This window comes from Lutibacter sp. (genome assembly GCF_033723435.1).
Lineage (GTDB): Bacteria > Bacteroidota > Bacteroidia > Flavobacteriales > Flavobacteriaceae > Lutibacter.
In genome coordinates, this window is record NZ_JAWVXC010000002.1 from 188,485 (window position 1) to 212,895 (window position 24,411).

The following is a 24,411-nucleotide window of genomic DNA, read 5'->3' on the forward strand; positions in this document are numbered from 1 at the left end:
ATCATGTTATTAACCGGCTATTTGACTAAAGTTTACGTGTTCTTTTTCCCAATTCCAGATGGACATGCCAAAGTTTCCGGAATCTTCAACAACTTTCATTTGTACCTCATTTATTATTTCAATAACTATTTTACCGTTTAAATTGTCGTTGCCTATGGGAACGTCTGCCCATTCTAAAATTATTTGATTGCCCTCTATTTTTCCATTCCCAACATGACACCAGTTTTCAGCTAATTCACTTTCCGGTGTTTTATGGTTCATACCTAACCAAAAAACCTTGTTTTCAACAATGTTGATCCAAAAAAGATTCCCTCCGGTTGATTTCCAAAATCCTTTTTTTGGTACGATAGTTTCCTTTTTTACGTTGTCTTTCATACTTGTGTTTTTATGATATTTTTCATTACAGCCGAAAATAGAAATAAGAAAAACAAATATCATTATTTTTTTAAAATAGGTCATTTTTTTTAATCTAAGTTGTTATTAAGCTTATTTATAGCCTTTTACTATATGACTTTAGTTATGATAGATTTTCATTCTAAATGTATCTCCTAACTTTAGTTTAAGTAATTTACAAATGCTAATTGCTGTTTTAGTTTTTTTTGAGGTTGATGTATTTAATATTATCTATCTCAATTATAAAGTCAATTTGTTGTTTTAATTTTTTTTCTTGCATCAGAATAATTTTAAATGTCTAATTAATTGCAAAATACAATCTTTTAAAATTTATCTAAAAGGACAATTGTCCTTTGCCAAAAAATCTAAAACTATTTCATTTGCATTAACAAATTGTAGAAATAAACAAGATGAAGTTATGCCTTTAGATAAAAATGGAATTGAGAAAGCAATAAAAGTGGCCCAACAAGCAAAAGAAAAAGGGAATTTACCTTACGGGTGTATTTTAACAGATGCAGACGGAAAAGTTTTGCTCGAAGGAGAAAATACAATTAATACGGATAATGATTGTCTGGCACACGCTGAAATAAACTTAATTAGAGAAGCTTGTAAACTTTATGATTATAATGTTCTAAACTCATGCGTTATATACACCAGTGACGAACCATGTGCAATGTGTTCATCTGCAATTTACTGGAGCGGTATTGGCAAACTAGTTTTTGGATTAAGTAAAAAAACTTTCTATGATAAAGTAGGTAGAGAAAATCCTAATTGGGTATTTGAACTTGGTTCGCGAGAAGTACTTAGTAAAGGAGGTCGTAAAGTAAAAGTTGTTGGTCCAATATTAGAAGATGATGTCTTAAAGATTCATGAAATAAATTAAGGTTAAATTTGATTCTTTAAAGCTCTGTTTAGACTCCTTAATGTTACTCCTAGATAATTAGCAATATCTTGTTTAGATATGACTTGTGTTAATTCGGGAAAAATCTTTTTTAGTCTTTTAATATTAGAATGTATAGAATTAAATTGATTATAAGAATGCCTATGCGCTTTATAAGCAATTTTATTAGTAAGTGTTTTTAAAATTAAATCATTAAAATGCTTATCATTACTTAAAAGTTTTTTAAAATAACTTTTATTTATTGCATAGACTTGAACTTCATTAATACTTTCTACAGAACAAACACTTACAATATCATGTATAGCTTCTACCTCTCCAAATAGTTGACCTTCTCCAAAAAATTCTTGAATAAAAACATTTCCATCTTCAGTAGTTATATAACATTTACTAATCCCACTTTTTAATACATAAACATGAGATGTGTTATGATCTTGCTTTATAATCTTATTTCTTGGTTCGACTTGTTGCAAAATAATATGTTCACTCGATTTTTTTTCTAAGGATAAAATATAATTTAAAATGTTTTTGTCTACTCTAATCATATGAGATATCGTGTGTTTTTTTAATGAAGCCCAACGGTTTTTTTATAAGATTTGTGCGACTGGAAAATCGGATATTTTTCGGACGTAGCAAATCTATTTGTTAAATTTTTTTTCGTTTTGTACTAAATCAAATTTAAGCATAAATTTTATGAGTTGTTGTGTGTAGTGCATTTATTCATAATTAATGTTTGCATAAGAGTTAAAACTCTCAAATTCCTGTGGGAAAGTATTGTTGACAAATTCATACTCCCAAAGCTCCATATATCTAATACCTATTGTTTGTGCTTGTTCAAAAATAGTTGTGTAGTCGTTATTTTCAAATCTTGAAGGTTGGTCTGACCTCCCGATAGCTTGTGCATAAATATCTCCGGGGAAATCAATTAAAGCATTTACTAAATTAGGTTGATAGTTAATTTTTCCAGAAATCCACCACATTGCAGCACCGACTCTATGATTTAAAGAAGGCTCATTCCATAAATCTGTCATTATTCGATTAGGAATTGAGGTATCTTCCATTATATCGTGAACTTCAACTGCTATTGCCTTTTTTGTGAAAGCATTTGCAAATATCCTGGCTGTTTCTTTTACACCATTAACCCAATTATCAGAAGTTAGTCCAGCATCTAAAAGCTCATCTGTTGTTACACCATTAAAATGACCTTCTATACCATTTGCAGTCATTTGTGGAACATATACTAAAACCAAATCTTCATCTTCATTATATGCATTCGAAAGTGCTTCTGCAAGTAAAGTTAATCTTTCATTAACTCTAGTGTCCCAAATTTTAGGGATTCGTTTTACTGTATTGTCAATTCCTACTATTTCAAAATAATCAGCTCCAATAGATTCTGTCAACCATAAAGGACTATCTCCACCAGCTATAACACCAAGGCTCCACTTTAAATTTCTCCCTTTAATAATTTCACGAAATTGCTCTATGCTTGAAAAGTCATAAATCCCTTTATTTGGTTCTATTTCACTCCATTTTACTCGAATTAAGGAACCATTAACTTGATTATTATCTAGAGCAGTTTCATTTCCAAAAGAACTAGTGTAAAGTCCTTTAGGCTTTGTAATATCTAAAGTATTATTTGAATTTTCGGGAATAGAATTATTATCATCTGAATTACAAGAAAATAAAAATAGTATTATAAGAAAAGTTAAGTTGTATTTACTCATATTTAGTCTTTAATTAGTGATTTAATTTTAGACTTAAAGAATAGTATAAGGTTTAATTAGCATTACACACAACTTGTTATATCCGTCAAAAACTTATGGTTTATCCCTTATAATTTATATATAAACAGTTTTGAATTGTTTTTATTGGTTAGCAAATTTCTACAAGTAACTAAAATTAAAACCGTTATTTAGATGTTTTCATACAAAGTAGTAGGAGTTTTGATTTTTCCTTAAGAATCTAGATTACGTGGAATGGTAAAAAAGAAAGTTGAGCCTTTAGCTTCTTCGCTTATTACCCAAATTTTACCATCCAGCATTTCCACATAAGCTCTTGAAATGGTTAAGCCCAATCCTGCACCTTGCCTTGCCATTTTATCAAAGATATCTGCTTGAATAAAACGCTCAAAAATGGCTTCCTGCCTGTCTTTCGGAATTCCAATACCCGTGTCTTTCACATAAAATTCAAATTCGTTTCCTTTATTAGCATACCCAAATTCTATGGTTCCTTTATCGGTATATTTTATGGCATTTTTAACTAGATTGGAAAGAATTGAATAAAATTTTTCACTATCTGTTTTAATAATTGCTTTTTCTTCGGGTAGTGGACAATTAAAGGATAGATTGAGATTTTTATTATCGGCATCTAGTTTTAAAGAATCATAAACAAATTGTAACTGATTGTTTATATTCATTTTTGAAAGATGAACATCTAATATACCTGATTCTATTTTTGAAATACTTACAATATCGTTTATAATATTAAGCATACGAGCACCACTTTTTTCGACAAGCTGAATGTACTTTTGTTGTTTTTCACCAGACAATTTCGGTTCTTTCAGTAGTCCAACAAAACCCAAAATTCCATTCATAGGTGTTCGGATTTCATGACTCATGTTAGCAAGAAAGGCTGATTTTAATCGGTTGCTTTCTTCTGCTTTTTCTTTGGCTTTAATAAGCTCTTTATTTTTATCATTTAGAATTTTGGTTTTAGCTTTTACCTTGAATCTTAACACAAGTGTAAATAGCAAAAAAACAAATAAACCGAAACTTAAAATAATAATCAACCATATCAAATAGGTTGGTATTATTGTCTTATTTTTATTAAACCATTTTTTCAATGAAATATAAAAGTCTGATTTTGGATTGTTTTTGAGTGATGTTATATTTTTATCGAACAATTTGATTAATGCAGGATTAATATTTTTTGAAAAAGCAAAATGTACGTCGGAAAGTTGCATAACAATACCAGTGGGCAAAATTTCTTTATCACATAAATCAGAAAAATAAAAGAAACGATCAGCTACAATTACATCTATCTCGCCTTTTTTGAGTGCAATAACAGAATTGTAATAACTTTCGTACGTAAAAACCGAATAGTCAATATTATAATTATTTTTTACATTAAATTTCATGAAATCTTCCTGGGTTGATCCTTTTAGTACACCAATTTTTTTATTTGTTAAATCTTCAACCTTGTTAATAATGCATTTATTCGTGGTAAAAACTTGCAACCAAGAATTAAGAACAGGCATGCTAAAATTAAAAAGCGAATCTCGTTCAATTGAGTAGGCCATATCAGGCATAATATCAATTTCTCCATTTTCAAGCTTAGAAAACAACTCAGACCAATTTCCTGCGACATATTCTATTTGTAAATCTTCATTTTTAGAAATAGATTTCAGAACATCAATAAAAATCCCATCTGGATTTCCGTTTTTATTCATAAATATCTTAGGAGGATTATCATAGACTCCTACTTTTACAATTTTGGAATTAATAGCTTCCTGAGCCAACGCAAAAGGGTGAAAGCCTAAAGAAAAAAGAATTAGGCTTATAGTAATCTTAATATATTTTTGACTAAGCATTATCATCAACGTATATTTTTTGCATGCGGTACAATTTGTTATATCCTTTAAAAGTATAAGGTTTATTGGTTTTTCTTTTTGGATAAACGTAGCTTTAAGTTATTTTATTGGTTATCAAATTTTTACAAGTAACTAAATTAATAAAAAAACAACGGTTTTAACTAAAATTAAAACCGTTATTTAAAATGTTTTATTAAATGTGTACCGTTTAAATTTTAGCGCTATAAGCCAAAGACGTTATATTTATTGTTTAGGAGCAGAATTACTAAGCATTTCAAGAAATTTCTTTTTTTCAATCTTTCCCACAACGTAATCAAGTACTTTTCCTTGGGAATCAACAATAATTGTTGTTGGTGTTACACCGACTTTATAATACGTTACTAACTCTTTGGTATTTGGGTTGTCAATATCAATTATTACTGGTGTAACTTGCAAATTGACGATCTTTTCAACCTCGTTGTCTGCAAAAACCTCACGTTTCATAATTCGGCATGGTGAACACCATTTTCCTGTAAAAAAAAGAAGCGTGTTCTTATTGGTGTTTTTAGTAAGTTGTTGAATAGATGTAATGTTGTTGTCCCATTTAATATCATTAGAAGGAGCATAAAATGAATACCACGCATAAGCAAGTGATACTACAAGAAAAGTGAGCCAGAACCATCGCCAAAATGGATGAGACTTACTTTTAGCAAATTTTTGGGATGAATTAGCTACTTTATTCATTTAAGTTTTTATTTTTTGGTTCTGCTTGCATACCGTAAACATAAAAACCGTTAGCAAAGCAAAAAATGACATAGTTTTGGTTATGGTATTATTTTTTTAAATAGATTTTACTTTCAAAATTTTTAAGAACTAATTTTTTTTTAGAAAGTTTAAGAATTTTAAAATGCGCATCCTCTTGTCCGACATTTAGTGTTATCAAGTTTTCGTTTTCGTCATAGGACCATGTTCCGCTTTTAACCAAGTTGCCTTTACTTGCCTCAAATACACCACCTTGCTTAAACGACATTCTATCCATGCTATTGTCATGTTTCCTGGTTTTCGTATTTATGATTTTTGAAATTTTCCAGTTTCCCAGTAATTTTGTTGGAGGTGTGAAAGACGTTAATGTGAAAAAGCTGATTAGGAGGAGTAAAGTTAATTTTTTCATGGAGATAGTAGTTTACAATTTTCGGCAACTAATTTAGAAAATAAAAACCGAATAGAAAATCTGCGAGGATTTTAGTAAGTAGGCGAGTACTAGCAATAAATTATACACGTTGTTGTACGTTTGTTTTTATTCTTTTAACTATTCGAAGCTCTATCAAAACCAACAGTTTCTCTATAAAGTTGTGGAGATACATCTACATTTTTTTTAAAAAACCTGCTAAAATAGTATTCGTCATTATAGCCTAATTCGTATGCAATTTCTTTAATTGTTTTATTCGTTAAGTATAATTCCCTTTTGGCCTCTATAATGATGCGCTCCGAGATTAGGTCGGTTAAGGTTTTATTTAAATGAGCTTTGGTTAGTCTTGTTAATGCTTTTGGAGTAATTGCTAACATATTGGCATATTCGCTAGCTGAATGCTTTTTTTTGTAATGTTTTTCAATGTAATTTTTTAAATTCTGTAAAATGAAAGGTTCTTCGTTATCGATAGTTACTTTTTGGGCTTCAGCTTGTTGTTCTGTTTTTAATCTTGATGCGGTTATTAAAAATATTTTTAAATAGGATATTAACAATTCATATTGTGCTAAAGCTGACTTTCTCATTTCAACTTTGAATTGTTTTATTATCATTTCAAAACTTGCTGTTGCTTTGTCCTCAACTTGAACCATTGGTGGATCGTAAATATTATTGAATAACACCCCATGACAAGCAACTTCTTTGTGGTGTTTATGAATACAGAAAAAGTCGGGATGAAAATGAATTACTACACCACTTATGTTTGCTTTAGCACATAGCATAAATGGTTGATAAGGTGAAAAAGACAACAACATATTCTCTTTAAAATCGTATTCAGAAAAATCGGCTTTTAGAGTTCCATTACCTTTTTGTATCCAAATGAGCGAGTAATAATTTAGTCTTTGGATATGATCAAATGGATTGTCTTTTTCTAAATGATATATTTTAAATGCTAGATTACCCGTTTGTGGATTAATAAGTGTGAAGTTGTTGTTTTGCACCATGATTTAATAGTTTACCTAAGTTTTCTTTCGTTTTCTTCAATTTTTAAATCGTTTATACTAGCATAACGTTTTTGCATGAGTCCATTTTCATTAAATTCCCAAAGTTCATTGCCATAGGCTCTGTACCATTGGTCGTTTTTATCTTGAAATTCATACTCAAATCTAACAGCCATTCTATTTCCTCTAAAACCCCATAGTTCTTTTTTTAGTTTATAATGTCTTTCATTTTTCCATTTTTGGGTTAAAAACGTAATAATTTCTTCTCTTCCGTGAATAAATTGTGTTCGGTTTCTCCATTTAGAATCTATAGTGTAAGCTTTAGAAACTTGTATTGGGTCTTTGGAATTCCATGTATCTTCTGCTTTTTGAACTTTTTCAAGTGCAGATTCTAAAGTAAATGGAGGAAGCGGATATTTTTTTTCTTGATTCATCTCTAAATTAGTTTTAAAGTTAAAAATAAAGGAAATATGAAAACCCATATTTCCTTTATTTGTTTTTTTAAATGGTTTCTGCTAAAGGAAAATCTACAGGCACTTTAGTGAGGTTATGTAAATAATTCATAGCTGTTTTGTCACTTACCTGTAAAATAACATCTACAAGGTTTTCTTTAGTGTAACCTTGCGCAAAGAAATTTTCTACATTTTCATTGCTAGCTTTTCCTCTATTTTCAGTAATATCTGCTGCTAGTTTTACTAAAGCATTTAATTTAATATTTTCGCTTCTTCCTTTTCTGATATCTAATAATTGTTCATCATTAAATCCATTCATTTTTCCCAATACTAAATGTGCACTTTGGCAATAGATACATTTATTTACTTGACTTACAATAAGGTTTACTGCTTCTTTCTCCTTATTAGTTAATGATGTTTTAGCATTTTGATAGTCTAAAAAACGTTTTAAACCATTGTCTGAATACCCTATAGTTGCATAAAGATTCGGCACAAAACCTAATGCTTTGTTTAAATTGTCAAAAATCTCTTGATTTGTTTGAGATACCTCATTTCTTGTTGGAACATTAAATTCCGTAGCTGTTACATTTTCCATTTTTTATTTTTAAAATTGTTTGTCAATATTGACACTACAAAGTTGATGAAGAATGCAATGACTTAAAATGGATAATATTCGTTAATAGATGGATGATTTTCGTAAGTAGGGGGTAGAAATAGCAATAAATTATATACGATGTTGTGTGTTCGTTATTTATTGTTCTGTTTATCAACTTTACTTTTTTTACTCATACCAATAATGAAAAACAGTCCACCAACAGCTATAAATACCGTACCTAATGAACCAGGTACGTCTTTTAATGTTGTATTAAAAGTAATTCCTAGTGAAATAATAATTATTCCCAAAAAAATATATCTTCTATAATTCTCTATTTGTTTTTTCATTTCATTTTTATTTAAAAAGATTTTATTCTAATTCTTTATCAATTCGTTTTTTAGCCATAAATGAAAGTAATGTCCAAAATCCCATTATTAATCCTATGATGGTTATGATAATTATTAGTTTTTCAAATAATTGTTCAAATGACAATCCAGGGCTTTGAAAGATATTATATTTAAAATAGGTGAATATACTTCCAAGAATTACAAATACAAGATAAATTAATAAAATACTCTTGATTTTTAGTTTTCTAATCTGAATTGCACCAAAATATAAAAGAGCACTTACAAGAAATAGAGAATTTATTGTCATAATGATGGCAATATCCTCAAAATCGCCTAACTCTTGTTCAAGAATAAACTGTCGATATAATACAATCCCTTGCATTGCCAAAATTGTTAGAAAATACATTATGGAAATTACTTTATAAGCAATTTGCTTATTCCTCTCATCCATATTTAAAAACGGTTTCTTATTCTTTGTTTTCATACCAAAATAAATCATTTAAAGTTCTATCTAATCTCTTTGCAATCTTGATACATAAATTAAGTGACGGATTATATTTTCCTTTTTCAATCAAACCAATCGTTTGTCTTGTTGCACTAACCAAATCTGCAAGGTCTTGTTGAGATAGTCCTTTTTCTACTCTTGCTATTTTGAGTTTTATGTTTTCCACATTACAAATGTAATATAAATATTACTAAATGCAATATATATATTACATTTTTTTAAAACAATTTTGAAATCTAGAGTTTGACTTTAATATTTAATTGATTGTTGGGATTTTTCTTAATGACGCACAACTTGTTATATCCGTCAAAAACTTATGGTTTATCCCTTATAATTAATATATTTTATTAAATGTGCACTTTTTTAATTAGTTGCTTTAAACCAAGGGCTTTATTTTTATTGTTGTGGGTAGGTAGGTGAATTGTTAAAAGAAGTATAATAGGTGTACCCTTCTAAAGAATTAATTTTCCATTGCCTTCCTTCTTTTCTTGCAGTTATTTTGTAATTCATTGACTCATATTTATCCGGTATTTTCCAATTTAAATTAAAACTTGCAAAGCTGTTTTTAATTTTTAGACTATCAATAAGTAAAGTTTTCCAAAATTTATCAGGATAATCTTGACAATTACACCAATCCTCAGCTTCAGAGTCCCACATAGTAATTCCATCGTTTATATTTCTCCATTTAACACTGGCTTTTTTTATTGATTTATCCATTCTTAAAGCGATGGATTTGTGGTATTCTAAAAATTGATTAGTAAAGTAATTTGTTTTTTTGAACAATTCCATGTTTTGATTATACTTATCCCAATCTATGCCAGTGAAAATGCTATCGGATTCTTTTTCGTATTTATAAGGAAATTCGGCCAAATGTTTTTTCATGTGCCATTGATATGCTTCTCTTACTAAATTTGTCAATTTTAAGCTATCTGCATTTAAACTATTTGAAGGTTTTTCTTTTTCAATTGATTTAGCGTTTTTTTTATTTACGTTAGAGCAACTTACTAAAAAAGCCATGGATAGCGTTAATAATATTGAATAATACTTTAAATTCATTTTGGGATATTCTTTAATTGCGTTTGTTTAAAAGTAAGTATAAATTTTGTGCGTTGTTGTGCTTAGTTTTTTTCTGTATACTCTTCAAATATTTTAGTTTTCTCATTTAATATATAAATTATTGGTTTACAGTAATCACAATTTTCATAAAATCCTTTTGAGTCAGGTGGATTTACAATTAGCATTCTGCTTTTTGAATAAAACTTATAACCAAGTGAAGCAACTGGAGAGTCATAAATTTTTCCAGTTAATCGGTCAATTATTAAACTACTTTGACAACTTGAGCCGCAACCCCAAAAAACAAAATTATAGTGTCCTGCAAAATTTGAACTGTCAGATTTGTAAGCATCTTTTAATCGTGTTTTAAATAGACTTGCATTTTCATTTGAGTTCAAGTCTAGTTTAGCTTTATTTTTAGTATCCATATTTTTAACCAAAAAGTCATTAAATGAAATTTTAGGTTGAAACTTTATTAATTTTTCATTTTCAATAATTGTGTCTTTTGCACTTTTTACAATTTTTAAACTATCATTTTTAGTTGAAATAGTTTCTTTTGGTTTGTTTTTTTCTCCACACGAGAATGATAGGATTAATAGTAGCACTATAGCAAAATAATTTTTCATGTAATTAAGCATTATAAATTGTTGGTATTTGGTTATTTTTTTAATTCTTCATTAATAATCTTTGTAATTTCTTCAATATCTTGCATCAAGTTATTACTACGTGCATATGCGTTTTTAAGGAGTAGTTCCTCTTCATAGAGTAGGGCTTCAAGATGCAGTAAACTTTGGAGTGCAATTTTTTCATCATTAAAATATTCTATCAGTTTAGTTTGATTTCCGATTCTAGTTGGCAGATTAGCCCCACCATATATTTTTTCGGTAGCAATACTGGCATTTGAAATGATAAGGTTTTGAGATTTTACATAATCCAGTAGACCTGATTGTTTGTGCCTAAAATCAAGAATTTTATTTCTTATTTTTGTAGGAATTAATTTAATATCACCTGTGTTTATAAGGGTGTGAATTGTATTTGTGTTGGTTTCAAGATTCCAACCCTGACTTTCTTCTGTAGAAAACACTTTACCTATTCCAACAGTAGCTCCCCAAATTGAAATATTAGGTTTTTTGAAGCTTTCTTTATAGGATTGCAATCTTATAAAAAACGAATCGATATGTTTATTTGCTTCGGTCATAAGTGTCTTTTCTTTTTCTAAATCCTGTAGGATTTGAACATAATAAGATCTTTTTAAAGCATCGTTTTTTCTGTCCGTATTCCAATTATTGATTTTTAATGCTATTAAAATTCCAATAACAACTAAAACAATTTCTCCTATGGCATAAAGGAGGTATTTGCCAAATCTATTTTCGGTTAGCGATCCTAGTCTAATTTTCTTAAAAAAATTTATCATAGGTTATTGGTTGATTATAATTAAGCACAACTTGTTATATCCGTTAAAAACGTATTGTTTACCATTTATAATTTTAGATAAACGTGTTTTTTTAGCTATTCTGTTGGCTAGCAAAACTTTATTAACCCCTAAATTAATAAAAAAATAGCAATTTGAATTTTAGTTAAAACCGTTATTTATTGTTGGAGGTAGGAGGTTATTTAATTTAAGTTTTGTGTTAAAATTTTTAGCCAACCTATTTCAGGAAAGTACTTTGTTTTCTGGATATAGCCTAATGCATTTTTTTAATATAACTTAGGGCTGCCTCCAAGTAAATAGGAGTGGAATACAGTTTATATAATTCTGTTAATGAAAAAACTATTTTTTGGATCTGCGTATTGTTGGCGGTTAAAGCTTTTTTTCGGCTTCTATTTTTAATTGTTTATTCATTTTTATAAAACCATTTTTTGTTTCGGTTGTTAACTTTTTTTTGAAAAGTGGAACTAAAATTCCACTGAATTTTTCACTTTGCTCAAATTTTGTCGTTCCGTTTTTATTGTCGATTAATTTAAATGAATGTTCTCCATCAAAAAGTCCTTTAAAAAGTAAGTGACCTAGCCAACTAAATTCTTTTTCCTTTTTGAATGTTAACACTTTGGGTTTAAAGGTTATTCCTTGTAATTCAATTTTTATTGGCTTTCCAATTTTTACATCACCTATCAGCGTTTTGATGAAAGGATTCCAATTGGGATATTTTTCAAAGTTGGTTAATATTTCCCATACTTTACTTGGTTCTGCATTTATTATTATTTCTGTTTTTAATTCCATAATTTTTGATTTTTATTTTAATACAAAAATCAGAGTTATGAATAAAATTTGTCTTGATCTAAATCAAGAAATATTCTTTCTGCGTATTCTGCTTAGTGTTTCAGGTGTCATTCCAAGCATAGAAGCTATGAAATGAAGAGGAACCTGATTAAATAATCCGCTTTTATTCTCAAATAACAGATTAAATCTATCCTCGGCAGACATTGATAGAAATGAGTAAACACGGTCTTCTAAAGTCAGAAAACACTTTGCAATAAATAACTTTTCTAATTTGTCCCATTCCGGGATAACTTCTCCTATTTTTTTATAGTTTTCTTTACTTATGGTGTATAACTCACAATGTGTTAAGGCTTGTATATTCCAGCGAGAAGGTGTGTTAAAAATTAAACCTGATAAATCAGTCACAAATTCTCCTTTCGAAGAAATCCATTGAGTTATATCTTTTCCATCGGAATAATTATAAACTCTTAAATATCCATTTTTTACAAAACTTAGCATCAAACAATTTTTTCCTAATTCCGTAAAATATTCGTCTTTAGCAAGGGTTGTCAGGGTAAACAACTTTAATAAAATATTTAGATATTTTTTTTCAATTCTAAAATATCCATTTATATATTCTTCTAATTCTGTCATTGTTTTTATACATTTGTTGTAGTGCGTATTATTTTGTAATTTCTTTTTTCAGGTTTCTATGTGATATAAATATCAGAATTGTTATAAGTAATATTGAGATTATAGAAGAATTCAACGTTCCCAAGTTTAAACCTCCATTTGTAATTGGTTTTGTCAAAAAATCTCCAAATGTTGCTCCAAATGGTCTTGTGAATATAAATGCAATCCAAAACAATATTACGTGATTTATTTTTGTCATATAGTGTAGCAATACCACAATTAAAATTATTCCAGCCGTAACCATTGCACCATTAAGATAACTTAAACCAACCACATCACTCAAATAATCTCCAAAAGCTGTTCCTAAACTATTTGAGAATAAGATTGCAATCCAGTAATAAATTTCTTTGTCTTTGTCCAAAATCGGATAGACGCTTAAAGACTTGAATTTTTTGTTCCAAAGGATTAAGGTTAAAATTAGTCCAGAGAATAAGAACAAACTACCTAAAGTATATCCTAAATGTAAACTTCTATCAAGAAAATCGGATATTTCAGTACCTAATGTAGTTGTTGCTATAATTACTAACCAGTAAAAAACAGGAATATATTTTTTGGTATATAACTGAACGGAAAGTAAAACTAAAAAGAAAATTAGTGTGATAATAATTCCAGTTAAATAACCTAGATTTAACGTCATTGACAAATAATCACCCATAGTTTCACCCAGTGTTGTTGCAACAATTTTCATTAACCAGAAGATGAATGTTATTTCAGCTACTTTGTTTAGTTTTTCCATATTCGATTCTACTTGTTATATCCTTTAAAAAATATACGGTTTATTAATTTAAATTTTTGGATAAATGTTGTTTTAAGTTATTCTTATTGGTTAGCAAGTTTATTCAGACATCAAAATTAATAAAAAAAATAACGGTTTTAATTTTAGTTAAAACCGTTATTTATATGCTTTATTAAATGTACACCTTTTTAATTTTAGTTTAAAGAGAGTATAAATATTTTCTACTTTATGGTTGCAAAAATATAAGTTTAGAGCTTTATTATAAATCCATTGATATCCAATTAACAGCAGCTTCCATTGTAGAGAAGGGTTTAATTTTTAATTCTTTTTCATGTTCTTCACCTAAAAAAGGAAAAATCATTGTTTGTGGAGAACCTGTAATTACGGCTAGTTTAATTTCTTTAAAACAATCCTTCTTTTTTAGGTAATTTATTAGGGTTTTAAAATTTTCCATATCCATGGTAAGTTCACAATCAGATAAATCATTTATCACTCCCTTAGTTTTCTTATTGGTTAATTTGTTTACAAGTAAATATTCCCACGAATCAATAATATCGTTAAGGCTAACTTTTCCAATAAACTTTCTAATTAATATGGATTCTGGATACAAATCATGTTTTTCATAAATTATACTCATAGCATATTATTGTTTTAATTACTCAAAATTAATAAAATCAAATTACACATAACTTTTATATTATTAAAAGAATTACAAATTGTTTTATTATTTATTTATGTTTTTTAATTTTTTAATTAAAGGCAAAATCTCATGGTTGTAATTTTTTATTCCTACTTTTCTTACAATTAATAAAACGATAAAAAGAATGATTGTTGAAAAATGAAATAACATTTTGTAGGTCCAATATGTATTTTTTAATGCACCAATAAAAGCAATATTTAAGGCTAAGATAAATAGCGTTATAAAAATTAAGAAATAGACTTTAGGAATTAATAGTTTTTTCTTTAAATACTGAATATGGTTTTCAACAAATTGATAATTATTGATGTTATTTATGTCTGATTTTTTTTTGAGAAGAGGTATAAGAAGAATTAATAAGCCTGTTAATATTATTAAAGCTGCTGTAACATTGTATGAATTTAATGTAAGATGTGTGTACATAGAATAAATAGTAAATACAGAAACTAATAATAAAAGTAATCTTTGAAATTTTGTAATTCGTTCCAATTTTATTAAACGACAAGTTAACTTGTCAATATCAATATCACTAGCCTTTTGTTGTTGCCATAAACCTTCCCATTTATTTAATTCATCTTCCATAATTATTCATTTTTTTAGTTAAGGTTTTTTTTATTCTATTAATTCTAACGCCTACATTTGATATACTTATTCCAACAATTTTAGATATTTCAGAATAGCTGCTTTTCTCTAATAGCAAACTAATAATTATTCTATCTTTTTCTTTTAGACTAGCTATTGCTTGGTATAGCTTCATAATCTCTTCATCTAGAATTTTATCTTCATTATTTTCAAATCTTAAATTTTCGGGTTGTAGCTGGCTAATTTTCTCGTTATTTATTTTTTTATTTTTAATAAATAAAATTGCTGTATTTGATGCAATTCTATAAATCCATGTGTTTATATTACTTTCATTTCTAAAAGAATGTAAGTTATTCCAAACTTTTATGTAGACTTCTTGAAATAAATCGTCAGCATCAGTTTTGTTTCCCGAAAATCCTAAACAAAGTCGATAAATTTTATCTTTAGATTGTTGGTATACATCTTTGAATTTTCGTTCTTTTTTATTCATTTATAAAGTATCAAGATGACTTTAAATGGATGTGTGCTTTTTATTTTTTAACGTTACTTTTAAACCTAAAATTGTTATTCCAGATGCAATACCTATTAGTCCGCCATATATATAATCAGATATATTCAGATAATGATTGATGACTGGAATTATTGCTAAAATTATTATTCCTAAAAGTATTAATTTTTGCGATTTTTTATTGTTCATTTTAATACGTTTAATAAATTACTATACCCTTTAGAGTTTCAAGTATTAAATTTATTACACTTTTCTCAAATTTTTTTCGCTTGTGACTATACGTTACCAGTTATGAGTAACTGTGTGGAAAATAGATTTTAATTTGGATTAAAACCTCTATCCAGATGTTTTTATTAAATGTGTACTTTTTTAATTTTGACACTATTTGTCAAATGCTTTATATTTATTGTTGTGAGTAGATGTTATTTAGTTAGTTTAGTGATATTATTATCCGTTAAATTCAGAACATTCTCTTTTATCTTTTTAATATCCCAATTCCACCATTTTAATTCCAAAAGTTTTACGATTATTTTGTTAGAAAGTCATTTTTTTATTTATATCTAATTTTTGATATAAAAAATTTACATAAATCTAATATGGGGTTAATTCAAAAGAAAAAGAAAGCAATCATCTTTGCAAAAAAAAATGGAATTATTTATAATGATTTTTGCAGCATTGTTCTCAGTTATGAACCCTTTTGGGACAGTACCAGTATTTGTTGGTTTGACACAAGAACACGATAGTTTAGAGCGAAATAGAATAGCCTTCTGGACGTCTCTAAATGTTTTAATAATATTACTTATCTCATTTTTTGTTGGAAAGTATATTTTATTGTTCTTTGGAATTACATTAAATTCTCTGAAAATTGCAGGAGGACTAATTATTGCTTCATCAGGTTTTGCTTTATTGACTGGAGAGTTTAATAAACATAAAGGAATGAAAAAAGAAAAAGTAAAAGAAGATATTAAATCTCGTTCTGAAATTTCATTAACTCCTTTGGCAATGCCGATGATAGCTGGTCCAGGAACGATGTCCTTATTAATAACTTATAATCAAGAATTTAACGAATTAAATAGCGTATTAATAATTTTTGGAGCAATAATATTATCTACAATATGTATATATTTAATATTGAAAAGCTCGTTTTATATTGTTAAAATACTTGGAGCATCTGGCATAAATGCATTATCTAGAATTATTGGGTTTATTGTTATTGCAATTGGTGTTGAATTTATTATTTCAGCAGTTAAAAGTGTTATTAACATTGCCTAGCTTGATCTACTTTACATGTATCTAAATTAAATAAAGCGATCTGAATTCCAGCTCAGATCGCTTTTTTATAGGTTTTTATTAAATGTGCTTTTTTGATTTTAGTACGATGTGCCAAATACCTTATATTTAAGGTTGTTTGTAATCTTGTTTTTCAATTTTATAAAGTAATAATTCCTCATCATCATTTGGTAGTTTTGTTGTGCCATTTAACTCCAATCCTAATTTCTCTATTAGTTTTTGGGATGAGATGTTGTTTTTTGTAGTTATAGCATTTATATGAGTTAACCCGAATTTATTAAATGCCACATTTTTTAACTTATTTGCAGATTCAAAAGCATAACCTTTCCTTTCATATTCAGGTAAGAACGCGAACCCAATATCAACTCCTTCTAATCCTTCTCTGTCATAAAGTCCACAAGTTCCTATTTTACAATTGTCAGCTTTTCTTATTAAGGTATAATTGGAATACCCAAGTTTTTTAAGTTGAGGCAGCATTTTAGTTTTAATATAGTCTCTTGCATTTTTAACTGTTTTAATATTTCTATCTCCAATATATTTAATCCATTTAGGAGTGTTTAATAACTCAAAAATAAATTCAGCATCTTCTTCTGAAGTCGGTTTAAGTATTAATCTTTCAGTCTCAAATATTTTATATTGGTTCATTTAATTCAGCTTTGGTTATAAACAGGTTAGGTTAGGAAAATCGGATATTTTTTGGTTGCAGCAAATCGTTTGTTAAAATATTCGTCATTTTCCTTTAATTGAAATCCCATATTTTTTTAAAGTGTTTATAATTCTTTCGGTATCTTTTTTTTCTAACCTAACCTCACCTGAATAACGATCTGAAATATACTTTTTCCAAAATAAGGAAATTAAATTTTTTTCTTTTAATACCAAATAAAATTTAAATCCATTATCTATCTTCACTATATAGCTTAATTGATCCAATAGAAATAGTGTTTTATATGGTTTTTGTTCTTTTTTACTAACAATCCTAGATTCTAGTTTTTGTGGTGTTAATCGATATTCTATACGTGTAAATATTTTTGGGATAATTGATAAAATAAAACCAAATGCAGTAAATGCAAGTGTTTTTACTGCTGTTAGTGAATGAAATCCAAAATAAGTGATTGTAATTATAATAATAAAAACAATAGCTAAATATAATATTATTTTAGGAGACATACTTCTAGCTGACCAGTAATATTCAATTGCAGGATTTTTTTCTGTTATATTCATATATTTTCAAAAATACAACTTATCTCAATTAGGATTTGTCATTATATATTTAATTCTATCAAAATTCCAATTAGTCCAATTGTCAAACTTAAAATGGAAAAATATTTAGTGTCAAAAACTCCAAATTCCGTGTTTTTTATTTTTTTAAAGAAACCTATATATTTAAACTCTCCTATTGCTCGTAGCATAAAAATAGATGAAATTATCCAGCCACTATAATCTTCTATTAATTTTGGTAATTCTATTTCTAATACCCCAGCTTTTACTGCATAGTAAAATGCAAAAGATAATAGACCGAAAGCAACTATAGAAGTTTCTATTTTTCCAGGATTTAAGACTCTTTTACCTTTCTCGTCTGTAGGTAGTGCTTTGTTTAATCCTTTTAGTCCACCAAAAACCCAATAGAAATGTATTATAGAAATGCTTAAAAATATAATTATTAAGACGCTTTCAAGAGTAGTTTTCATTGGATAGGTTTAAATTAAAAATTGTAATCTGATTTTATAAGAGCATACATAATTGAGTCTTCAAATTCATTTCCGTTTTTATAATGTCCTCTTAATATTCCTTCACGTTTGAATCCATTTTTTTCAACTATTCTTATTGAGTTTTCATTAGTTGGATCAATTAATGCTTCTATTCTATTTAAATTCATCTTTTTAAATCCATAATTAATAACTTCCTTGATTGCTTCACTCATATATCCTTGATTCTGATACTCTTTATGAATTTCATATCCTATTTCGCTTCTTGAATGCTCTTTATTCCATTTATGAAATCCACAACTTCCAATTACCGTTTTATTTTTCTTCTCTATTAAATCAAATATTTGATAATCTACATTTTCTTTTGATAGACCTTCCTGTATTCTTTTTAGTTTATATTCTAATTGATTATTTGTAGAAAACCCAAAAAACAACATTTGTTCTTCTTTGGAATAGGTTAACATTTCACGGATTAACTCTCTTGTTCTATTTCTAAAAAATAATCTATTCGTATTCATTTTGTATTAGCTTGGTATTTTTTAAGCACCTAAAATAAAAAAATACTATTCAATAAGTATCAAAAAAATCAATTAATTAATTAAATTTATTGTTATAACAATTTAACTTTATATAATGGATAAAAAATTGAATTTGTTTAACATACTAGATAAAATTGAAGACTATTTTTCGCCTAAAATAATTGGAGAAGTAAATGATGTTTATATTAAACTAGCAAAAATTAATGGAGATAAAATACCATGGCATAATCATGAAAATGAGGATGAAATGTTTTATATTTTAGACGGCAGTTTGTTATTTGAAATTGAAAATGAACCAAGTTTTATGATGAACACAGGAGATATGTTTATTGTTAAAAAAGGCATTAATCATAGAGTAACTTCAACAGAAGAGTGTAGTGTATTATTGATTGAAAATAAATTAACTAAACATACAGGTTCTGTAAAAAGTGAGATTACAAAAAGTATAGCACAGCAAAAACTATAAAAACACAAATATTTAAGTGAAAGAAAACTACAAAGCTGTATTTATAAACTTTGTAGTTTTCTTTTTGTATTATCCGTTTTGTTCTAAATGTTTAAATATTGCTGAAAAATCAAGTCTTCCCATTCCTTTTTTATTAGCTCCTGCAAATAATTCTTTTGTTAGGTTAGCTAAAAATAATGGTTGTTTATTTTCGTAAGCAGTAATTGCTGCTAAATGTAAATCTTTATGCATCCATTCTAAAGGAAACTGAACGTCATAATTATCATTTTTTATATTATCTGTTTTAAATTTTATAAAAGGAGCTGACACAATAAGGTTTGGTAAAACCTCTAATAAAAAATCTTTAGAAATTCCTGTTTTTTCACCAAGTAATACAGCTTCTGAAAAAATTAACATAGATTGAGCAAGCATAATATTTACAATCATTTTAAGGGAAGCTCCTTTACCTGTATCTCCAACATGTAACACTTTTTTTCCCATCATATTCATATATGGTTCAACCTCATTAATTACTTCTTTTTTTCCACCAACAAAAAATAGTAATTCAGCATTTTTTGCTTGAGGTTTTGAACCTGAAACAGGTGTGTCTAAGAATCGGATTTTATGTTTTTTTGCTTCTTGAAATGCTTTTAAGCTAAATGAAGGATTTACTGTAGTACAATCTGCCCAAATTGCATTTTCTTTCATAAAACTTAGTGTATTACCTTCTCCAAAAAAAACTTCTTCAACAACTTCAGGAGTAGATAACATACTAAACACAATATCAGCATCTTTAACTGCGTTTTGTAACGAATCTGCAATAGTTACATTTTGATTTAAAAATGTATCTTTCTTAATTTCTGACCTATTGTAAACAGTTAAATTTACATTGTTTTTTACAAGGTGAGAAACCATTTGACTTCCCATAATTCCTAATCCTATAAATGTGATTTTCATGATTTATATTTTTTGCGTTTAATATTATAAAACTTTTATAACTATAAAATTAAATTTTTTCGATTGTAGCAAATCGATTTGGTGTTTTAATTTTTGGTAAATTTAATCTTAAGTTTACAATTACATTGTAATACAGCCGTATTTTTGTGGAATAAAATCTTTCCATGAAAAACTTATTTTTAACACTCAGTATTGTATTATTTCTATTTTCTTGTAAAAATAATGATAATAAAAATTTAACAACTTCTAATTTACCAGTAGTAAACCATTCAGCAAAAAGCAATGATTTAAACAAATTACCTGTTTATGACCATATTGTAATTGTTATTGAAGAAAATAAAGGGTATGATGATATTGTAAATAATAGTAATGCGCCATATATTAATAATATATTAAAAAAGGAAGGTGCTAGTTTTACAAAAATATATGCTGAGGAGCATTATAGTGAAGGTAACTACTTTTGGCTTTTTTCAGGAAGCAATCAAAATGTTGGATTTTTTGATAAAATTCCTAATTATAAAACTCCAAATTATCCTTTTAATACACCAAATTTAGGCTCAGAGCTTATAGATAAAAAATTATCTTTTAAAGGTTTTTCAGAAGGTTTACCTAAAATAGGGGATACCATTAACGGAAAATTTGAATTAATTGGTAAAGATTCTGTAAAAGTATATGCCAGAAAACATGTGCCATGGATAAGTTTTTCAAATGTACCTAATGGTAATACCTATGAAACTTCTTCTAATCTTAGATTTAAGGATTTTCCTAAAGATTCTTCAAAATTCAAAAATTTACCAACGGTAAGTATTATAGTTCCTAATCAACAGAATGATATGCATAATGGTCCTTTAAAAGAAAGTATTCCTAAGGGCGATAATTGGCTTAAAACTAATATAGATTCTTATTATCAATGGGCCAAAACGCATAATAGCTTATTAATAGTAACTTTTGATGAAAATAGAGATGTTACAAATTATTTAGGATTAACAAATCCAATGGTTAGTCCAGATGCAATAACAACTACAGGAGTAGCTAAAGATTTATATAGAGATATTGAAAATAAAATATTTACTGTTTTTGCCGGTGCACATATAAAACAAGGAGAATATGAAGAACGTGCAGGAATAACTCATGTTAATATTTTAAGAACTATTGAAAGTATGTATGGTTTATCACATGCAGGTAAGCAACAACCAAATGCTGTTGGAAAAGGGATTACAGACAATTATATTATAACAGATGTCTTTAAAACAAACAAAAAATCATGAAAAAACTAATCATACTTTTATTACTTCTGGTTAGTTGTAATACAAACAAAAAATCAAAAGATGTTTGGATAATTTCTGCACCTTCAGATAGTCAATTTACCAAGATTGACACTTTAGGAAAAACCATATTACCAAATGGAAGAATTATTACACCAACTGGTAAAAGCATAAGAACAGCACCGCATCCTTATGGATTAACTTTAAGTCCAGATGGACAAACTGTTGTAACCGCAAATTCAGGAACAAATCCACTTTCAATTACTATTGTTCGAAAAATACTATCTGAACATCCTGAAATTCAACAAATACCACCAGGTCCAACTACAGACAAAGGAGTACTTGCTTCTGTTTTTATGGGGTTGGCAATTTCACCAGATAATAAAACAGTTTATGTAGCTGGCGGACAGGAAAATAAAATTTATATTTTTGATTTAAATACAGGCAAATTTAAAGGAAGTATTGATTGCTCATTTGTTTCTAAAGACAAAAATTATTCTGATGGATATATCGGTGATTTAAGACTTACCAAAGATGGAAAAACAATTTATGCAGTTGATCAAATAGGATTTAGGGTTGCGGTTATAGATACCGAAAGTAAATCTTTAAAATCTTCTATACCAGTAGGAAGATATCCGTTTGGTATTTGCTTATCTCCAGATGAAAAAAGAGTATATGTTGCTAATGTTGGTATGTTTCAATATTCATTTATCAAAACTAATTCGAAAGATAAACCCGAATTAAAACCAATTGATTATCCAGCTACGGCTTATGGATCAAAAGAGATGATTAATGGTATTAAAAATGATACCATGGTTGTTAAAGGTTTAGGAAAAATGAATGTTGCTGATGCGTTTTCTGTTTTTACAATAGATATTGCAAATCCTGAAAAGCCAAAAGTAATTGCGAAAATTAAAACAGGTCATTTAGTTGGAGCTATGGTTGAAGATATTCCTGCAGTTGGTGGTTCTAGTCCAAACTCTATTGTTGCAACAGATAAATATGTATTTGTTAGTAACGGTACAAATGATAATATTTCTGTTATCTCAGCTTCAAAAGATACAATTATAAATACTATAAATCTTAAACCTTTTGAGCGGTTAAAACATTTTAGAGGCATTATTCCTTTTGGGTTGGCATTAAGTCCTGATCAAAATAGATTATATGTTGCAGAATCTGGAATAAACGCTGTAGCTGTAATACGCCTTTCAGATTTTAAGGTTTTAGGACACATACCTACAGGATGGTTCCCATCAAAACTTCGAGTGAGCAATGATGGTAAAAAACTAATTGTTGCAAATGCAAAAGGGTTTGGAAGTGGTCCAAATGGAGGTGAAAATTTTAAAATAGGAAAAGAAGGAAGCTACATTGGTTCCTTAATGAAAGGAACAGTTGAGGTTTTAAACATTCCAACGGATGATGAACTTCAAAAAATGACAAAAAAAGTAATTTCTAATAATTTTAAAATTACTAAAGCAAGTAATCCAATTTTTGATACAAGGAAAAATAATCCTATACCTCTTTATCCAGGAGAAAAAAGTAGCCCAATAAAACATATAGTTTTTATTTCAAAAGAAAACAGAACGTATGATGAAATTTTTGGACAAATTAAAAAAGGAAATGGTGATGCTACTATAGCTAGATATGGAGAACATTCCACTTTTAAAAATAGAAATAAAACAGATTCAGTAGTTGATGCAACTGTTATGCCTAACCATTTAGCCATAGCTAGGCAATTTGCAATGTCAGATAATTTTTATACGGATTCTGATGTTTCTGCAGATGGTCATCGCTGGTTAGTTAATACGTATCCAAACGAGTGGTGCGAAACATCAACTTCAGCAAGTTATGGAGGGAATAGAACTTTTAAGCCAGAATCAAAAGCTCCCGGAATTTATGCTATGAACGGATCAGCAGGTGCAATTTATCCTGAAGATTATAATGAAGCTGGTTCCATGTGGGATCATTTAGAAAGACATAATACTAGTTTTTATAATTTTGGTTTTAGCATTATGTTTGAGCCTGCTTTGTACAAACCAGAATATAAATATTCCGGAATTAATCAGATTATAAATTATCCAATGCCGGCTCCTTTATACAAAAGGACCTCTAAAATGTTCCCAACATTTAATATGGCAATTCCTGATCAATTTAGAGTAGATCAGTTTATTAAAGAATTTAATTCTAAATGGACAAAAGGTAAAGATTCATTGCCAGAAATTATTACCGTTATCCTTCCTAATGATCATGGTGCTGATGAAAGACCTGATGCAGGTTATCCTTTTAGAGAAAGTTATATGGCAGATAACGATTTAGCGGTTGGAAGAATTGTAGAATTTTTATCAAGAACACCTTATTGGAAAAATACTTTAATTGTAATTACAGAAGATGATGCTCAAAATGGAGTTGATCATATAGATGCACATCGAAGTGCTTTAATGCTCATTTCACCTTGGGTGAAAAGAAATTATGTTAGCCATGTGCATTATAGTTTTGGTAGCTTATTTAAAACTTTCTGGAATATATTAGATTTACCTTATTTGAATCAGTACGATGCTGGGGCAACGGATTTATCAGATTTCTTTACAGATGTTCCAAATTTTGAGCCTTATAATGCTTTAGAAGTTAATCATAAAATATTTGACCCTCAAAAAGCACTAAATCCATTGAATGAAAAGTTCAATTGGAAAGCACTTAAAGAATCTCCTAAAATTGATAATGTTGAAGATATGTTAAGAGATAGTAAAGAGCAAGATAAATATAGATTAGAGAATAGAGAGAAGAAAAAAGACTAG

The 24,411-nt window shown here is 28.1% G+C and carries 32 protein-coding genes; 5 read left to right on the top strand and 27 right to left on the bottom strand.

Annotated elements, in window-relative coordinates; all coding sequences use genetic code 11:
* Nucleotides 1–9: 9 nt before the first annotated feature.
* Nucleotides 10–459, bottom strand: a complete 450-nt coding sequence (locus tag R3342_RS03755; RefSeq protein WP_318938337.1) for a hypothetical protein — start codon at nucleotides 457–459, stop codon at nucleotides 10–12.
* Nucleotides 460–739: 280 nt separating this feature from the next.
* On the opposite strand from R3342_RS03755, the gene R3342_RS03760 reads away from it, so the two are divergent.
* The gene (locus tag R3342_RS03760; RefSeq protein WP_318938338.1) at nucleotides 740–1,276 is read left to right on the top strand and encodes a nucleoside deaminase; all 537 of its coding nucleotides are present in this window, start codon (nucleotides 740–742) and stop codon (nucleotides 1,274–1,276) included.
* Between the two features lie 2 nt (nucleotides 1,277–1,278).
* Here R3342_RS03760 and R3342_RS03765 read toward each other — a convergent pair whose 3' ends face one another.
* The 21 genes from R3342_RS03765 to R3342_RS03865 form a co-directional block, all read right to left on the bottom strand.
* Entirely contained in the window at nucleotides 1,279–1,836 is a 558-nt protein-coding gene (locus tag R3342_RS03765) for a Crp/Fnr family transcriptional regulator (protein WP_318938339.1), read from the bottom strand.
* Between the two features lie 171 nt (nucleotides 1,837–2,007).
* Complete coding sequence (locus tag R3342_RS03770) at nucleotides 2,008–3,015, bottom strand: hypothetical protein (RefSeq protein ID WP_318938340.1); 1,008 nt, start codon at nucleotides 3,013–3,015, stop codon at nucleotides 2,008–2,010.
* A gap of 230 nt (nucleotides 3,016–3,245) precedes the next feature.
* Entirely contained in the window at nucleotides 3,246–4,886 is a 1,641-nt protein-coding gene (locus tag R3342_RS03775; protein WP_318938341.1) for an ATP-binding protein, read from the bottom strand.
* A gap of 237 nt (nucleotides 4,887–5,123) precedes the next feature.
* A complete protein-coding gene (locus R3342_RS03780; RefSeq protein WP_318938342.1) occupies nucleotides 5,124–5,603 on the bottom strand; it encodes a thioredoxin family protein in 480 nt (159 codons plus the stop codon).
* Nucleotides 5,604–5,691: 88 nt separating this feature from the next.
* Entirely contained in the window at nucleotides 5,692–6,030 is a 339-nt protein-coding gene (locus tag R3342_RS03785) for a lipocalin family protein (RefSeq protein WP_318938343.1), read from the bottom strand.
* A 134-nt stretch (nucleotides 6,031–6,164) separates the two neighbouring features.
* Nucleotides 6,165–7,049 carry a helix-turn-helix domain-containing protein gene (locus tag R3342_RS03790; RefSeq protein ID WP_318938344.1) on the bottom strand — a complete coding sequence of 295 codons (885 nt, stop codon included), beginning with the start codon at nucleotides 7,047–7,049 and terminating at the stop codon, nucleotides 6,165–6,167.
* A gap of 11 nt (nucleotides 7,050–7,060) precedes the next feature.
* A complete protein-coding gene (locus tag R3342_RS03795) occupies nucleotides 7,061–7,480 on the bottom strand; it encodes a nuclear transport factor 2 family protein (protein ID WP_318938345.1) in 420 nt (139 codons plus the stop codon).
* Nucleotides 7,481–7,547: 67 nt separating this feature from the next.
* Nucleotides 7,548–8,093 carry a carboxymuconolactone decarboxylase family protein gene (locus R3342_RS03800; protein WP_318938346.1) on the bottom strand — a complete coding sequence of 182 codons (546 nt, stop codon included), beginning with the start codon at nucleotides 8,091–8,093 and terminating at the stop codon, nucleotides 7,548–7,550.
* A 152-nt stretch (nucleotides 8,094–8,245) separates the two neighbouring features.
* A complete protein-coding gene (locus R3342_RS03805; RefSeq protein WP_318938347.1) occupies nucleotides 8,246–8,440 on the bottom strand; it encodes a hypothetical protein in 195 nt (64 codons plus the stop codon).
* 22 nt (nucleotides 8,441–8,462) lie between these two features.
* Nucleotides 8,463–8,924, bottom strand: coding sequence for a hypothetical protein (locus R3342_RS03810; protein WP_318938348.1), 462 nt, complete (start codon nucleotides 8,922–8,924; stop codon nucleotides 8,463–8,465).
* Nucleotides 8,908–9,111: a helix-turn-helix transcriptional regulator gene (locus R3342_RS03815; protein WP_318938349.1), complete on the bottom strand. Its 204-nt coding sequence runs from the start codon at nucleotides 9,109–9,111 to the stop codon at nucleotides 8,908–8,910. Before R3342_RS03815 ends, R3342_RS03810 begins: the two co-directional genes overlap by 17 nt.
* A 230-nt stretch (nucleotides 9,112–9,341) precedes the next feature.
* A complete protein-coding gene (locus R3342_RS03820) occupies nucleotides 9,342–10,001 on the bottom strand; it encodes a hypothetical protein (RefSeq protein WP_318938350.1) in 660 nt (219 codons plus the stop codon).
* 62 nt (nucleotides 10,002–10,063) lie between these two features.
* Nucleotides 10,064–10,624 carry a hypothetical protein gene (locus tag R3342_RS03825; RefSeq protein ID WP_318938351.1) on the bottom strand — a complete coding sequence of 187 codons (561 nt, stop codon included), beginning with the start codon at nucleotides 10,622–10,624 and terminating at the stop codon, nucleotides 10,064–10,066.
* 32 nt (nucleotides 10,625–10,656) lie between these two features.
* Nucleotides 10,657–11,412 carry a DUF6090 family protein gene (locus tag R3342_RS03830; protein WP_318938352.1) on the bottom strand — a complete coding sequence of 252 codons (756 nt, stop codon included), beginning with the start codon at nucleotides 11,410–11,412 and terminating at the stop codon, nucleotides 10,657–10,659.
* 387 nt (nucleotides 11,413–11,799) lie between these two features.
* Nucleotides 11,800–12,219, bottom strand: coding sequence for an SRPBCC domain-containing protein (locus tag R3342_RS03835; protein ID WP_318938353.1), 420 nt, complete (start codon nucleotides 12,217–12,219; stop codon nucleotides 11,800–11,802).
* 63 nt (nucleotides 12,220–12,282) lie between these two features.
* A complete protein-coding gene (locus R3342_RS03840; protein WP_318938354.1) occupies nucleotides 12,283–12,852 on the bottom strand; it encodes a Crp/Fnr family transcriptional regulator in 570 nt (189 codons plus the stop codon).
* A 28-nt stretch (nucleotides 12,853–12,880) separates the two neighbouring features.
* Complete coding sequence (locus R3342_RS03845) at nucleotides 12,881–13,627, bottom strand: hypothetical protein (RefSeq protein WP_318938355.1); 747 nt, start codon at nucleotides 13,625–13,627, stop codon at nucleotides 12,881–12,883.
* Between the two features lie 259 nt (nucleotides 13,628–13,886).
* The gene (locus R3342_RS03850; RefSeq protein WP_318938356.1) at nucleotides 13,887–14,264 is read right to left on the bottom strand and encodes a hypothetical protein; all 378 of its coding nucleotides are present in this window, start codon (nucleotides 14,262–14,264) and stop codon (nucleotides 13,887–13,889) included.
* Nucleotides 14,265–14,351: 87 nt separating this feature from the next.
* On the bottom strand, nucleotides 14,352–14,906 hold the full coding sequence (locus R3342_RS03855) for a hypothetical protein (protein ID WP_318938357.1): 555 nt from the start codon (nucleotides 14,904–14,906) through the stop codon (nucleotides 14,352–14,354).
* Nucleotides 14,896–15,396: a sigma-70 family RNA polymerase sigma factor gene (locus R3342_RS03860; protein WP_318938358.1), complete on the bottom strand. Its 501-nt coding sequence runs from the start codon at nucleotides 15,394–15,396 to the stop codon at nucleotides 14,896–14,898. The genes R3342_RS03855 and R3342_RS03860 overlap by 11 nt, the downstream gene beginning before the upstream one ends.
* Before the next feature lie 21 nt (nucleotides 15,397–15,417).
* Nucleotides 15,418–15,603 (bottom strand): hypothetical protein, encoded by a 186-nt coding sequence (locus R3342_RS03865; protein WP_318938359.1) that lies wholly within the window; start codon nucleotides 15,601–15,603, stop codon nucleotides 15,418–15,420.
* A 456-nt stretch (nucleotides 15,604–16,059) separates the two neighbouring features.
* Between R3342_RS03865 and R3342_RS03870 the strand changes: the two genes are divergently transcribed.
* Entirely contained in the window at nucleotides 16,060–16,686 is a 627-nt protein-coding gene (locus tag R3342_RS03870; protein ID WP_318938360.1) for a MarC family NAAT transporter, read from the top strand.
* Between the two features lie 126 nt (nucleotides 16,687–16,812).
* On the opposite strand, the gene R3342_RS03875 is transcribed toward R3342_RS03870, so the two are convergent.
* From R3342_RS03875 to R3342_RS03890, 4 genes are all read right to left on the bottom strand, one after another.
* Nucleotides 16,813–17,349: a GNAT family N-acetyltransferase gene (locus tag R3342_RS03875; protein WP_318938361.1), complete on the bottom strand. Its 537-nt coding sequence runs from the start codon at nucleotides 17,347–17,349 to the stop codon at nucleotides 16,813–16,815.
* Between the two features lie 84 nt (nucleotides 17,350–17,433).
* Nucleotides 17,434–17,925: a hypothetical protein gene (locus tag R3342_RS03880; protein WP_318938362.1), complete on the bottom strand. Its 492-nt coding sequence runs from the start codon at nucleotides 17,923–17,925 to the stop codon at nucleotides 17,434–17,436.
* Between the two features lie 41 nt (nucleotides 17,926–17,966).
* Nucleotides 17,967–18,392 carry a DUF3995 domain-containing protein gene (locus R3342_RS03885; protein ID WP_318938363.1) on the bottom strand — a complete coding sequence of 142 codons (426 nt, stop codon included), beginning with the start codon at nucleotides 18,390–18,392 and terminating at the stop codon, nucleotides 17,967–17,969.
* Nucleotides 18,393–18,406: 14 nt separating this feature from the next.
* On the bottom strand, nucleotides 18,407–18,928 hold the full coding sequence (locus R3342_RS03890) for a GNAT family protein (RefSeq protein WP_318938364.1): 522 nt from the start codon (nucleotides 18,926–18,928) through the stop codon (nucleotides 18,407–18,409).
* A gap of 115 nt (nucleotides 18,929–19,043) precedes the next feature.
* Between R3342_RS03890 and R3342_RS03895 the strand changes: the two genes are divergently transcribed.
* Nucleotides 19,044–19,415, top strand: coding sequence for a cupin domain-containing protein (locus R3342_RS03895; protein ID WP_318938365.1), 372 nt, complete (start codon nucleotides 19,044–19,046; stop codon nucleotides 19,413–19,415).
* A 69-nt stretch (nucleotides 19,416–19,484) separates the two neighbouring features.
* On the opposite strand, the gene R3342_RS03900 is transcribed toward R3342_RS03895, so the two are convergent.
* On the bottom strand, nucleotides 19,485–20,351 hold the full coding sequence (locus R3342_RS03900) for an NAD(P)-dependent oxidoreductase (protein WP_318938366.1): 867 nt from the start codon (nucleotides 20,349–20,351) through the stop codon (nucleotides 19,485–19,487).
* Nucleotides 20,352–20,515: 164 nt separating this feature from the next.
* On the opposite strand from R3342_RS03900, the gene R3342_RS03905 reads away from it, so the two are divergent.
* Nucleotides 20,516–21,619: an alkaline phosphatase family protein gene (locus R3342_RS03905; RefSeq protein ID WP_318938367.1), complete on the top strand. Its 1,104-nt coding sequence runs from the start codon at nucleotides 20,516–20,518 to the stop codon at nucleotides 21,617–21,619.
* Complete coding sequence (locus tag R3342_RS03910) at nucleotides 21,616–24,411, top strand: bifunctional YncE family protein/alkaline phosphatase family protein (RefSeq protein ID WP_318938368.1); 2,796 nt, start codon at nucleotides 21,616–21,618, stop codon at nucleotides 24,409–24,411. The genes R3342_RS03905 and R3342_RS03910 overlap by 4 nt, the downstream gene beginning before the upstream one ends.